Origin of the sequence: Clostridium sp. CF012 (assembly GCF_018861755.1) — a bacterium.
Lineage (GTDB): Bacteria > Bacillota > Clostridia > Clostridiales > Clostridiaceae > Clostridium_AD.
Window position 1 is genome coordinate 79,065 of record NZ_JAHLEF010000011.1, and the last position, 14,646, is coordinate 93,710.

Annotated in this window: 12 protein-coding genes; 10 read left to right on the forward strand and 2 right to left on the reverse strand. The window is 29.8% G+C overall.

All coding sequences use genetic code 11. From position 1 onward, the window contains the following. Positions 1-35: 35 nt before the first annotated feature. The 8 genes from KPL50_RS12230 to KPL50_RS12265 all read left to right on the forward strand — a co-directional run bounded on the left by KPL50_RS12230 (position 36) and on the right by KPL50_RS12265 (position 10,007). Positions 36-2,381: a hypothetical protein gene (locus KPL50_RS12230; RefSeq protein WP_216298750.1), complete on the forward strand. Its 2,346-nt coding sequence runs from the start codon at positions 36-38 to the stop codon at positions 2,379-2,381. Positions 2,382-2,401: 20 nt separating this feature from the next. Beyond that, positions 2,402-3,676, forward strand: a complete 1,275-nt coding sequence (locus KPL50_RS12235) for a VWA domain-containing protein (RefSeq protein ID WP_216298751.1) — start codon at positions 2,402-2,404, stop codon at positions 3,674-3,676. Between the two features lie 130 nt (positions 3,677-3,806). Further along, on the forward strand, positions 3,807-4,445 hold the full coding sequence (locus tag KPL50_RS12240) for a hypothetical protein (protein ID WP_216298752.1): 639 nt from the start codon (positions 3,807-3,809) through the stop codon (positions 4,443-4,445). A 64-nt stretch (positions 4,446-4,509) separates the two neighbouring features. Further along, complete coding sequence (locus tag KPL50_RS12245) at positions 4,510-5,793, forward strand: hypothetical protein (protein ID WP_216298753.1); 1,284 nt, start codon at positions 4,510-4,512, stop codon at positions 5,791-5,793. Beyond that, entirely contained in the window at positions 5,777-7,585 is a 1,809-nt protein-coding gene (locus tag KPL50_RS12250; protein WP_216298754.1) for a hypothetical protein, read from the forward strand. Before KPL50_RS12245 ends, KPL50_RS12250 begins: the two co-directional genes overlap by 17 nt. A gap of 112 nt (positions 7,586-7,697) precedes the next feature. Then, a complete protein-coding gene (locus KPL50_RS12255) occupies positions 7,698-8,429 on the forward strand; it encodes a TraX family protein (protein WP_216298755.1) in 732 nt (243 codons plus the stop codon). Positions 8,430-8,542: 113 nt separating this feature from the next. Beyond that, entirely contained in the window at positions 8,543-8,989 is a 447-nt protein-coding gene (locus tag KPL50_RS12260; RefSeq protein ID WP_216298756.1) for a GNAT family N-acetyltransferase, read from the forward strand. A 19-nt stretch (positions 8,990-9,008) separates the two neighbouring features. Then, on the forward strand, positions 9,009-10,007 hold the full coding sequence (locus KPL50_RS12265; RefSeq protein ID WP_216298757.1) for a DUF4003 family protein: 999 nt from the start codon (positions 9,009-9,011) through the stop codon (positions 10,005-10,007). 104 nt (positions 10,008-10,111) lie between these two features. Here the strand turns inward: KPL50_RS12265 and pdaA are convergent, their stop codons facing one another. Further along, a complete protein-coding gene (gene pdaA, locus KPL50_RS12270) occupies positions 10,112-11,026 on the reverse strand; it encodes a delta-lactam-biosynthetic de-N-acetylase (protein WP_309245174.1) in 915 nt (304 codons plus the stop codon). A 209-nt stretch (positions 11,027-11,235) separates the two neighbouring features. Between pdaA and KPL50_RS12275 the strand changes: the two genes are divergently transcribed. Beyond that, entirely contained in the window at positions 11,236-12,738 is a 1,503-nt protein-coding gene (locus KPL50_RS12275; protein ID WP_216298758.1) for a LexA family transcriptional regulator, read from the forward strand. Positions 12,739-12,763: 25 nt separating this feature from the next. Then, on the forward strand, positions 12,764-13,306 hold the full coding sequence (gene yfcE, locus KPL50_RS12280; RefSeq protein WP_216298759.1) for a phosphodiesterase: 543 nt from the start codon (positions 12,764-12,766) through the stop codon (positions 13,304-13,306). Between the two features lie 59 nt (positions 13,307-13,365). On the opposite strand, the gene KPL50_RS12285 is transcribed toward yfcE, so the two are convergent. Next, entirely contained in the window at positions 13,366-14,604 is a 1,239-nt protein-coding gene (locus KPL50_RS12285; protein WP_216298760.1) for an MFS transporter, read from the reverse strand. Between the last annotated feature and the right edge of the window lie 42 nt (positions 14,605-14,646).

The following is a 14,646-nucleotide window of genomic DNA, read 5'->3' on the forward strand; positions in this document are numbered from 1 at the left end:
TTATACTAGTTATACAAAGGTGGTGAGTTTAGGAAATGGAAAATATCTTGAAAGAATATGCAGATGGATATTGTTTAAGTACAGATAATACAGTGTACAGAGAAGATGAACAGAAAATTGCCAGCAGTCCAGTAGTTTTTGTTTTTATTGGAGATAAGAGTAATGAAGGGTTAAAGTCTGTATATGAGGATGTAAATAAAAAATGGGATAACAGTAAAGGCATAATGTTTTTCAATGTATATAATGAAGAAAAATTTCAAGCTGAAAATGTTTTTAATTTTAAGGTTCAAGTTGATAGTTTAGATATAGAAGATAAAAAAGCCCTTAGATACGATATAAGTGATAATTTTTATAACAGTGAGAAGGGACTTACAGCCTTAAATGAAGAAATAATGAAGATGAAAAATAATCTTTTAGATTGTGGTAAGCTTTTTAGTTCCTTTGAGAGGGTAAATATTTCTGTGGTAAGTAGAGCGGATGATGCTATGAATATTTTGGTGGCGGAAATAAGTTTATTAATAAAAAGTAAGCTTTCACAGCATTTTAGAATTGTTTTAGCAGATTTCTATGGTTTACTCGTAGAAAAAACCCAGGAGGACTCATTTTTTGATGCTGCCTTAGCCTTTAGCTTTTTCAAGGAGCTTTCATATATGCAAAAAAGTGATTTCATTTTTAAAGAAGATATAGAGGTTTTTGGAGGTGACAGGAAACTTCCTGTTATTAGTGAAAACAAACCTATATTTGATTTAGTATATTTGCTTAGCGATACTAATGAAAAAGGTATAATTTCTAGTGGAAGTCTGCAAGATAATTACGAAATTATTTCCTATATAAATCTTATAAAAAATAGAAATGTGAATATAGATACTTATTATGATATGGAAAATCAATACTATGATAATGCTAGGTTCAAAAAAAATATTTCAAGGGAGAATGGGAGTTTTACTTTAGTTACTGCAGGACTCGCAAAGGTCAAAAGGCCTAATAATACAGTTGCTCTTATGGCTGTAAACCAATTTTATGATGAGCTAATAAATAAAATAAAGCAGTATTCAAATAAAAACAAAGAGAATCTGCTGGCAGTTTTTATGTTAGATGAAGAAAGTTTAGATTTAAAAGCTAGTAGTATGTTACCAGAAGGCAGCGGGGTAGAGGATATGAGGGGACTTATGACTGTAAGTTCCAAAATTTCAGTTTCAAAACTTGCGAAACTTACATTAAGGGAAGCTGAGGAAATGCTTTATGGGAATAGTTGTGAGCATTTTTTTAATGAGAATTTTGAAAAAGTTATTTATGAAAAATTTAAAAATATAAGTCTTAACAAGGAAATAAGGGGCATTGTTAAGCTTTTATTGGAAGATAAAAGATCTGGGTTATATGGCACATATAGTTTGACAGAGCCTTTAGAAGCTCTGCAGGACATAAGGCTTAAGTGTGTGGATATAGATAAAAGTATTGAAGCTATAAATCAGGAAATCTATGAAATATATAGTAAAAGAGTTCAGGTACCTTCGCTTTTCAAAAGTTTATTTTCTTCAAATGCTGTTCTAGATGATATTAAAAAAGATTTATTTAAAGGAGTGTATGGAAATAAGCTATGCATACTAAAACTTAAGATAGCTCAAAGTATCCTTAGAAAAAGCGAAGAAATTATTATTAGTGTTCATGAAGAGCTTGCGGAAAAAATTAATTATATTGAAAGTATCAAGAACTGTATTGAGGATTATACAAATAATGATATTAAACAGCAGAATGAGTATATAGCACAAAATATAAAAGAATATTATAGGATTATAATTAAGAAAATAGTAAATAAATTATCAGAGAGTTATGGAGATGAGTTTTATTTTCAAGAAAAATTTTTAGGTGATATAAATCAGTCTAGGAATGATAAAGTGCAGTTTATTAAAAAACTATGTGAGGTTTGTAATAAATACATTTTATGCGAAGCTGAATTTTCAAAATCCTTTGAGGATGAGTTAAATGAAAGAGCTAATGTATCTATAGAGTTCATAGATAACAGTGTATTATCCAAGGATGAATTGTACAAAAGGCTCTACGGTATATTGGAGGAAAACTCCACTGTAAAAGCTTATATTATGAATTATAATGTAAACAAATATGAAGAAAAATATTTCTTTGGTGACTACAGTAGCGATTTTATTAAATATGCCTTTAATGTAGATAGGGAGGGTAGAAGCTACAATATAGGTTATGTTCATGAAAAAAGAGCTAGTGGGATAGAGAAGCTTAATTTAATGGGTGGATTTACTTTAGGAGATGTAATGTATATTAAAAACTCTGCAAGATATTATGATTCTTGCATAGATAATGGGTATAAGCTTCATAGAATAGATGCATTATTACTTCCGGATATTTAGGTTTAAAAGGGGGATTTTTTGTGAAGGATAAGAGAATTAACGGACTGATGATTTTAATGAGTGGGGCAGGGGGGATTTTAGGATTTATATTTAGCGAGCTATTATTAAATACTTATAAATATAGCTTCCCTCAAAGTATACTCATGGGATTATATTTTGGAATTATAGCTTTCTTTGCAGGGCTTATGTGTATTATTGCAGAGGCTATCCATCCAAGACTTAATGGTTATAATTGGAAAAATAATTATTTAAAAACTTCTTTAAAGTTTTTAGTACCTTGCACCTTTGTACTTTTATTTATAGTTGGTGTATTATTTCAATTTATTTATAGCTTTAATATTAACAATAAAAAGGTTAATGATATATTACTTTTAATCGACACTTCAGAAAGTATGAAAAGTACAGATTCCAATAATGATAGATTTGAGGCAACAAAAAATCTTATTAAAAATATGAATGAGGAAAAAAGATTTTCCATTTACACCTTTGATGATAAAGTTTTAGAAATATTTCCAATGACTAAAGCTACAGATAAAACTAAAGAAGTAGCTTTGGAAAAGCTAGAATCTCTAAAAACTCCTAAGGGGCAGACAAATATGAAGGCCGCGTTAGATACTGCTTTAAAGGAAATACAAAGAACGACGCAAGTTGATAGGAATGCCATTGTATTATTGTTATCTGATGGAGAGGATAGCTTTGATTTAAATAAAAACTTTGAAGAAGCTATAAAACCTTTTCAGGATAATAAAATTTCTGTTTATACTGTAGGCATGGCTAAGGATAATAATTTGAAAATGCTAAAGAAAATATCTAATGAAACTAACGGAAATTATTACAGTGTTTCTGAAAGTAAATATTTAAAGGATATTTTCAGCAAAATTTATAAGTATAGAGATCAAAGGTTACTGGTAGATAAAAGAAACGGCTTATTTGATAGTATTAAATTTTATGTAGTAATGAGAATAATATTTATAACCCTTATAGGAGCTGTTATTTCAACAGCAATAAGTTTTATGTTTGATAATAAATATCTTTTAAAAGGCTTTATTATAGGTGGACTAGTAGGTGGGCTCACCGCAGGAATTGTTTTAGAAGTGGGTTTTAGGTTTATACCCTGGGCTGGAACTATTCATAGGCTAATTGCAGCTGTAATGCTAACAACTATATTCACTTTATTTTCAGTATCTGTAGATGTAAAAGACAAAAAAACTGGGTTTTTTAAAGGTGTGAATTCAAGAATTGATTATGATTCATATTCACAGAATGAAAAAGGCAGTAATACGTTTGGGGTGTAGTTGACAGAGGACAATTGACAATGGGCAGTTAAGGGGATTTTTTCAGTGGGAAAAATTAAATTATGCCTGAAGGTATTAAAAATGAAATAAACGCATTTTTAAAATCAGGTATATAGGTAGGAGTTTTGCTATGAGAATGAGAAATTTAGATGGATTAGAACAAGGTATAAAAGTTGTAAAATGTGAAATAGAGAAAGGGAAATTTGTTATAAAATGGGAGTGGGCTAAGGGTTGCGATATAGTATATATTTTCAAGTCTAAAGCGTTAGATGAGGTAGGTATAGAAGCTATAACTAAGGAAAATGTAAAGATATTTACTAGAGAAGAGTATAGAGAGTTCAATGGTTATGTTGAGAGTATAAGGGAAATTAATCAATATAAATTTATGGTTTTTAAAGCGGAGCAAATTAATGATGAACTTACCCTTGTAAAACAGCAGGATGGAGAAAATGAAGTAATTGTTTGTACAGGAAAGCCAGATGTTTTTTATGAGATTATAGAACGCACGTCCTTATTTAGTAAAAATAAAAAGGTGAAAATGAGAATAATTTGTGATGCACATTTTAAAAAAGATGTGCTGTGTTATGTAAAAAAACAGGGAAACTATCCTATAAATAAGGATGATGGAATAAAATTTGATTTTATAGGGGACTTTCATCCAGGGGTAAATGAAATGCCCAGTATAGAAGTTAGCAGGAATGAATTTGTTAAGATTTTCATAAAGGATGTTAATAGGTATGGAAGCGCATATAATTTGAGGGAAAAGTAAAAGAAAGTTCATTGGTGGCTATAAAAGGGAGGTGAGCACCTGATTTTTATAGGTCAGGTACTATATGGGTATTTTTGATATTTTAGGACTAGGAAATAAAGATAGAGAAACAAAAAAAAATAATTCGAAAAAGTCTAAAGAAAAACATAATACATTTGATATAAAATGTCCATTTTGTTTTAAAACTTTTAATAATGAGGATGTTCATTTTAGGGTAAGTCATGATCAGGATGGAGATCCAGAGTATGAAAAACAGATTGATGAGATTTTAAATGAATATAATAGAAGGATTGGTAAAGCCACCTTAGGAGAAATAAATGCTATTATTAGAGCATCAGATTTGCCAGAAAAAAACAAGACCAAGGTTGATAATGCTATTATTGAAGTAAGAGATAACTATGATAAGGTTACAGCGGAGAGACTATGCCCATATTGTCATAATCTTCTCCCTATAACTTCAGGCAGAGGGGATACAAAAATCATTTCAGTGATAGGAGCGTCACAAGCAGGAAAGTCCGTTTATATGACTTGCCTTTTATACCATCTTGAACGTCACATTGCGGAAAAGTTTAAAGCCGCGGTTATACCTGGAAGCTCAGAGTATAATGAAGATATAAAAAAAAACCAGAGGATAATATTTGAATTTAATAAGATGTTAGAGCCTACACCAAAACAACATATGGATCCATTGATTGAAACTTTTAAGTTTAAAGATGATACTAAAAAGCCAATAACTTTTGTGTTTTATGATGTGCCGGGCGAAGGTATGACGGATAAAGATTATATGGACAAGCACGGAGAACACATTCAAAATTCTGATGGCATTATATTTCTTATAGACCCATTGCAAATGAGAGCGTTAAGGAAAAAAATTAATTTAGCAAATGGAGCAAAAGGTGATTTCACAGATAAATATCAAGAGCCTAAAGAAATTCTTGTGTATTTATTTGAAAATTTTATATCTAAGCAGGAAAAAACAATAACAGATATACCCACAGCTGTAGTGGTTACTAAAAGTGATATGCTAGTTAGTTTAAATGATGAAGAGTATATAAGTGCCAGTAGTAACATATTTAGAAATTATAATCATGAGGGCATCTTTAATCTAAATGAATTTGAAAATATTGATGGTGAAATCAGAAGGTTTTTAACTAAAGTAGACACACCTTTTAAAGGTGCCATGGATGCGTGTTTTAAAAATACAGGTTTTTTTGCAGTGTCTTCTTTAGGTCGTAATCCAGAAAAGAGTAAAATTAATAGCAACTTTACTATATCACCTTTAAGAATAGAGGAGCCTTTTCTATGGCTTTTATATCAAATGGGTTATATTAATGAAGGAAGGGATTAGTATGATTCAGCAACATTATTATACAAGAGACAAAAAAGGATTATACAGTGATACTCCAGGATATGATACTATTGCAAAAAGTAAGGGATTAGAAGATAAGTTAATAAAGGGGGTGCTTCATGACTATTGTTTTTATGAAGCACCTTTTGAACTTATACAGGAAGAAAATTTAAATAGGTATCCTAAAGCACTTATGTGTATTAATATACCATCTAGAGAAATGGTAATTGGATGTTCAAGTTTCGTCGGCAAAGACTATACGGGTGAAAGAAACCGATATTTCACCCATAATTATGTAGTAAGTGAAGTTCAGAAGGAATTTTATATAAGAAATCCTGAAAGAATTTTTCAGGCAGCATTTAAAATGCCAGTTTTTATTTGTGATTTACTACTTACTGATGAGCATGGACTGAGTAAAACTTTTTTAGATGAGATAATTGATATACCCATATACAAACAAAGCCATGAATTTTTCGCAAAGGATCAGTTTTTTAAGGAATTAAATATACAAAAGGGTACTTATAAGAAGATTTTAAGTGCTTGCTTTGACTCAGTTTTAAATAACAGGAAAATATATATATTGCTTAAAGTACCTGCACAGCAATTATCAAAATATTCAAAACAGCTAATGGAGTATATATATATAGGGCTTCCATATGTGGTTAGAAGAAAATTTGGGTTTATAACTTATGTGAAAGATTCAAAAAGTAAGGAATACATAAATCTTCAGTTTGTGGGCAAGGATGGAATAAGAAAAGCTGATGTAGAGAAATCTTTCGCATATGTTTTTGATTTTCAAGAGGGAAGACATTTAAATGTAATGAAATTAGAAAATGAAAATGCATATTTAGATTTTGTTTGGGATAATCTAGAAAACTTGCAAGTATTGAATGGATTTTTTAGTAAAAGTGATAAATATATTAAAGAAAATCAGCTAGGTCAAGTGGTTAGCTTGAAAGAATATAATCAAATATTCACAGCTAATTTTGAAAATATATTGGAATATGAGTTAAATAAATCTGAAGAAAACAATATAGTGCAAATTGAAAATAACATACCACAAAAATTTGAAGTATGGAACCTAGGGGCTAAAGAAAAAGAAATTGATAGGAATATCTTAAAAGATATAGATCTTGCTGAGATATCTAAGAGGCAAATAAAGAGTTTCATTATGGAAGAAAAATATAAAAATAATGATACATACATGATGGTATATTATCTTCAGAGAATATTAGCAAGTAGTGTAGATAGGGAAACTAGTCTTAGTGAAAGAAAGATTTGTGAGATTTCCCTTAAAATAATAACGGAAGGTTATGAAGTGCCTCCTATACTTTTGAAAGTAAAAGAGAGAATACAATATTTTTATGAAAAGGAAATTACGAGAGAAACCTTTAGAAAAATTATGGTTGGTTTCATAGAGTGTAATTTTCATAATACATTGGACTACATTCCTGAAAAAAAAGATGCTTTCTCTGAAGATTTTTATATAAATTACAACTTTCAGCAACTCTTTGATTATTTATTCAACCATGGTGGGATAGAGAAGGTCAGAGATTATATAGTATGGGTAGTTAATGATTTTTCAAAGTTACAGGAAAAAGAAGTGTGCTTTAGTTTTTTTGAAGCTTTGAAAAGCTACATAAATAAGTATGATAATAATTTCTTTAAGGATAAAAATTTTAGAAGGCAATTATTGCAATGTGATAGTGAGGTTATAATTGATAGGATTCGGGGTTTAGAGTTAGATATGTGTGGAGGGCTAAAGAAGATTATATTAGGACTTAAAAAATAAGAAGAGCTAATATAAAAAAATCTTAGAGAAAAAACGATGCAAAATTATTTTTTAAATGGTATAATTTACAAATAAAACAATCTATATTAATGAATACTTTGGGGGGATATTTATGACAACCAGCATGCTGAAGATTATTGCATGTGTTTTAATGTTAATTGACCATATGGGGGCGGCACTTTTCCCAGAGGCCATAATTATGAGAATGATAGGAAGATTATCTTTTCCTATATTTGCTTATTTAATTGCTATAGGATATTCTAAAACTAATTCATTTTCTAAATATGTATACAGACTGTTGATATTTGCAGCTGTATCTCAGATACCATTTTCATTGGCCTTTGGTGAAGGGCTTAGTATACATAGTTTTTCTGATTTTTTAAGATTTTTTGTAGGAAGTCCATCGCCTCATTTAAATATTTTCTTCACTTTAGTAATTGGATTAATAGCAATACGTGTTTTGGATAAAGGAGAATCTACAATTGGTAAAATAATAGCTATATCAGCATTAGGTATAACAGCGCAAGCGTTTAGTACAGATTATGGGATATATGGAGTTGCTATGATCGTTGTATTTTATATTTTTAGAGAAAGTAAAATTAAAACGGTTATTTCTCAAACCACTGTATTTATATTATTTTATGCATCACAAATTTTATTTGCGATCTCGAGGTATCCTGGTATATCAATTAAGCTTATTTGGTTTAATCAAGCATTATCGATACTAGCATTAGTTTTTATATTTAGCTATAACGGTGAGAAGGGTAAAAATTTAAAATACTTGTTTTATGCTTTTTACCCAGTACATTTATTAGTAATAGGATTAATAAAAAATTTTATGTAGTGAATATTGTTTTTTTATTAAAAGCAAGTAATACGTAAAATGAATTTAAAGAAACCGATATTTTTTTAGTGGAGATAAACAAAGTATTTAAGATGTCAGGAGGTACAAGGAGCATGAACTGGAAAATAAAAAAGTTTAATGAGTTAACCGGTGAAGAAATGTATGATATTTTGAAAATTAGAAATGAAGTTTTTGTTGTAGAGCAAAAATGTATTTATCAAGATTGTGATGGTAAAGATAAAGAATCTTACCATTTATATGCAACAGAAAACGGAGAAATTATTGTATATTTAAGGATTTTAGAAAAAGGTGTCGCTTATAGTGAGATATCTATAGGAAGAGTGTTAACGAATGTGAATTATCGTAGGAGCGGCTTAGCAAAACAAATGATGCAAAAGGCAATAGAATTTATCGAAAACCATCTGAATGAAAATACAATAAAAATTTCTGCACAAGAATATTTATTGGATTTTTATTCGAGTTTGGGATTTGTACAAGTTAGTAATGTGTATTTAGAAGATGATATTCCACATGTAGAAATGATATATAAAAATAAATAAATGGAGGGCGTTATTATTTATGGAGGAATTAGTGAAAGAAAAACTAGATAGACTAATAGATTTATTTCAACAAGTATCATCAGAATATAAATGGGAAGAATCTTTAACCAATCATTTTACAGCATTGACTCATACATTAAATAACAGAAATTTTGATAAAGAGAAGATTGAAGATGTGAGGGCGCATATTAAAAAAACAACTGGGGTGTTTTCTAATTATAGAGGTACTTCTAAGATAATTTTATCAGCATTACTTGCATGTCAATATGATAATCCAAAATATGAATTTGATAAAATGCTAAATTATGATAAAAAAATGAGAGAGGAAGGATTTAAGAATAATATGTATTTACCCATAGCTAATTATGCTCTTTTAGCTACTTGTAGTGAAGAAATGGTAGAAACAAGAATAAATAAAGCCAAAGAGATATATAGTGAAATGAAAAACAATCATCCATGGTTAACTGGTGGAGACGATTACCCGCTTTCTATACTTTTAGCCAATTCAGATGCCTCAGTTAGTAGTATCATAGAGAATATAGAAGAGTGCTATAAATTATTGAATGAAAATGGGTTTGGAAAAAATAATGGGCTTCAATTTTTATCTCATATACTTAGTTTCCAAAAAGAGGAGAATAAAGTTAAGGTTTTAAGATGTAAAGAAATATTTGATAAGTTAAAAGAAAATAAAATGAAGGTTTATTCTACTGGGTATGCAGTAATAGGATTCTTAGCTATACTTGGCGAAAGAGGGTATGAGGCAGTAGATCAAGTTATTGACGTTGTAAAAGTTCTTAAGTCTACTAAAAAGTATAAATGGTTAACCAAAGAAACACATTTATATACTGCTGCTGCTTTGGTTAGTGATGTATATATTCAGAATATAAAAGGCCAAAAGGATCTTATTCAAACAGCTATTGGAATTTCTATTGAAGCACTAATCGCAGCACAAACTGTAGCTCTCATAGCAGCGGCTAGTAGCACTGCAGCTATTGCAGGAGCATCCACTTCATCTTGATAATCAACAATTAGAAAAGTATATATTATTACAAGTGCATTTATCGATCCTAAGTAATTATAAACAAATGCAATTTACATAATATATACTTTTTTTTTTGTTTATTAATGTTTAGTAGGTAATTCATCTAGTGTTTTTAGCTCATATCCTTGGCTTTTCCACTGCGTAATTACATCATCTAATATTTCAGCATTGGTTTTTGATACTGCATGTAGTAACATAATTCCACCATTGTGGGTTCGTTGCATAATACGTTTTTTGGCACTTTCATGTGACGGTTGTTTATTAGTAAGCCAATCCATATAAGCGAAACTCCAAAATATAGTTTTATAACCATAGTCTTGAGTATATTTCAAGGATAGCTCACTATATTTCCCCATTGGAGGTCTAAAATATTTGGACATTTTTTTCCCCGTTATATTTTCATATTCCACTTCTACATCAGATAATTCTCTATTGAATTTTTCCACGTCTACTATTGATGCCATTGAAGGATGATGAGAACTATGGTTGCATACTAAGTGTCCTTCATCAACCATCCTTTTAATTAATTCTGGGTTAGAAGTAATATAGGGTTTTACAACGAAAAAAGCCGCTTTCACATTATGTTTTTTTAAAACATCTAAAATTGGAGCAGTATATCCTGCTTCATATCCTTCATCAAAAGTTAAATATAGTATCTTATTTGACGTATCTCCTAGATAAAAAGACTCATAGTCTGATATGATTTTAGTGGTTTCTTTAGGCCCCTCGGGTGGAGTATTGTCATTACGAGGCTGGAAATACCAATTATATTCTTTAGTACTTAAACCATTGAAAGGTTCATTATTACTAAAGACGTTTTTGAAAAAATTTATTAAAGTAGGTGTTTTTGAATTATCTTTGTTATGATATTGAATATATTGATTTTTAGAATCTATAATTGAACTACATCTTAATTCTTTGCTGTAAACAGTAGTTGATAAACAGCTAACTGTAAGCATTGAAGAAAGAATAATACTCAATAGTTTTGATTTCACACTAATCACCCCTAATTAATCCTATTTACAAAAGTTTTTAAATTGTTCTTCAACTTAGTATGCTCACTAGGTGTGTGTAGATATTCAAAAATTATATCAGGTATTATAGGGAGTTTTTAAAAATATTTCCAATAAAACATTTACAATACATTTTAAATAGTAAAATTTAAGGTATAATATAGTATGTCTACAACAGTGGAGGTGACGAGATGGAATTAACTTTAGAGCAAAAGAGAATGATTCATAGCAAACCATCAAGATATAGTACAATTAGAGGGATCCAAGGTTCAGGTAAAACAACTGCGTCCATTTATAGAAGTCTTTATCTAAAAAACAACTATTGTTTATATGAAGAGGATAAAATATTAATGTTAACGTCTAAGGATGAAGACATAAATTATATTGAAGACATATATAGAAGGGTAGAAAAAGAAACTAGGTTAGATTATTTAACTCTATTTTCTAATAGTGAGAAAAAATTTAGGGTGGTTACATTAGAGAGTATTTTACATGAATATTTTTTAGAATATAAAAGCAAATATAAATTAAAAAATGAACAAATAATAAGTAATGATAAGAAAAATAACATTATGAAAAAATGTATATTGGAGATTAAAGGTATTTATCCAACTCTAAGGATATTACATACTAATTATGTTGAATTTTTCATTGGAGAAGTAAAGTGGATGAAAAGTTGCAATTATTTAACAAGTGATTCCTATTTACAATCCAATAGAACAGGAAAAAAATGTGAAAAAGGAAAAGGTCCACAAACAATTCTTAAAAATTCCACTGCTAGAAAAGCAATATTTCAGCTTATGATTACCTATAATGAAAAGCTTAGATTAGAGGATTTAGTGGATGATGAAGATATTAATATATACGCGTTGCAAATGGCACAAACCATTACAAAAGACAAGTATTGTCATATTATAGTTGACAAAAGTAACAACTTGACTAAGGTACAAGTAGATTTTATTAATGCATTATTTAAAAAGAAATCATATTCTAACATGATGTTCCTTGTTGATATAGATGCGCCTCACAATACTAATTCTTGGATAGTAAAGGGAAAAAGAATTAATGCTAAACCTCTAGGAGAAAAAACGATAACTCATTTATTTAAAAATAAATATAAAACGCAACAAATTCTTCAAAGAAAACATGTGGAAATAAAGAGCACAAATTTAGACATTCAATCACTGGAAAATTTTCAATTTTGTGATTTAAGGCATAGTAGATCCTATGAATTTATGAGGGACTATAGTAGAATATCAGATATTCTAGTAAATGATGAAAAAGGTGATTACGAGTATATAAATGAGGAATTATTGGAACTAACTGTATATAGTGATATAGCAGCAGGAGAGCCAATACTTATCAATTCTGAAATGGAAGGAAAGTTTTACCTTCCAAGGTACTGGTTAAAGGGAGTGAAAAATGCCTTCATTTTAAAAGTTAAAGGAGACAGTATGATTGGTGCTAATATTAACAATGGAGATTATGTAATAATAAGGCAGGAACATGCTGCAAATAATAAGGATATTGTAGCAGTTGATATAGGTGGGAATGCTACTTTAAAGAGGCTTTCTATAGAAAAAGATAGAATATTACTTATGCCAGAAAATGAAAAATACAAGCCTATTGTAATAGATAGCGAAGATACATACATTATAGGTACAGCTATAGGAATTATTAAGCATAAAAATTAATTTTTCTGGAAGGAGTTAAGTAGAAATGAAAATATTTTTTATTTCAGACATACATGGTTCACTTTTCTTTTTAAAAAAGGCGTTAGAACTTTATAAAGAAGAAGGAGCTAGCTATATAATAATGCTAGGAGACGCATTATATCATGGACCAAGAAACCCATTGCCAGAGGAGTACAAACCTCAGGAAGTAGCAAACCTCTTAAATGAATATAAAGACAAGATAATAGCCGTTAGAGGAAACTGTGATAGTGAAGTGGATCAAATGCTCATAGAATATCCTATGATGGCTGATTATTCTATAATATTGTACAATAACAGAAGATTATTTTTGACACATGGGCACATATATAATGAGGATAATCTGCCGAATTTAAATGAAAATGATGTTTTGGTACATGGTCACACGCATCTGCCTGTAGCTAAAAAACATAATAAAATATATGTATTAAATCCAGGATCCCTATCATTACCTAAGGAAAACAGCCCTAATTCTTATGCAATACTTCAAGATGATTTATTCCAAATAAAGGATTTAGAGGGAAATGTTATAAAAGAAATAAATTTTTAAAAAATAACGTCTCAGGGAGACCTGGGGCATTAATACTTTTGAACCAGAAAAGGTGAAAGCTATACTTCTTTCCTCTTTTCATTTAAATATAATAAGTACATACAAGCGGAAGCTAAGATCCCAAAGAAAAATACAAGGAGCCATGCGGAGTTTACTTGTCTATTTCTAATAAAGAAACCCATCATAAAGGGTCCAATGGCAAAACCTGTGCCAGTAATTAAGGGTATAACTGCATTAAATCTACCTCTATGGGACATAGGTGTATGATTTGCAATATATACTCCAGAATTAGTGGCAGATAGTATTTCACCAATTGTCCATATAATTGTAGAAATAACAAAGAGCGTAAATGTTTTTGCGAAAAATAACATTCCAAAGCCTATAGAGAAAAATAAACCAGCTAAGGTAACATTAAATATAGGTCTAAATTTTTTTGTTACAGTTGCTATAATTGTGGTCATAGTTACTACTACTAGTCCATTAATAGCCATTATAGAGCCATAAAGCTTTGGACCATCGATACTGAAAAGTTTCCTCATTTGCATTGGTGTAATGAAACCAAATTGAGAATACATAAATGAATAAATCATTGAAACTGTGGCAAAGGCTATAAGATAAGGCCTTCTTAAGAGCACACTTAGTAAGCTTCCTTCTTGAGCTTTTTCATTTTCATTATATAAGGCAGTATTGACTGTATTTCTAGACTTTGATTTAGTGGGAAGTGTCTCCTCTACAAATACAGAAACTAGTATTAGGGATAATATGGTTGTAGCAGCATCACCTATAAATAGAATTTTTAAATGATTATTGTATAAAAAGCCTGCGATTAGTGGTCCGAGAGAAAAGCCTATATTAATTCCTAAATATAAAAGAGAGTATGCAGCTTTTCTATTTTGTGTATTTGTTAAATCTGCCATCATAGCACTATTTGCTGGTTGAGCAGCTCCACCAAAAAAGGATGATAGAATTAGCAGATATGGTATTGTTAAAGATTTACCGAGAAAGGCACAAGGAATAAGGCAGAGGGCTGCCAAACCTTGAAAAATAATAATAATTTTTTTTCTGCCAATATGATCTGATAACTTTCCGCCGATTAATGAACCGGGGATAGAAGAAAAAGCCGCCATCATTAAAAATAAACCTACAGTTTCAGTTCCGAGACCTAAGTTGATGGTAAGAAATAGTGTTAGAAAAGGATGAACAAAACTACCCATACTGTTAATAATTCTAGCAAAAAATACAACATAAATACTTCTAGGAAGACCGGAATAAGTTTTTAAAATATTTGAATTTCTCATTAGTTCCCCCTTGCTTTTTCAATTTTATAAGTTATAGTATTT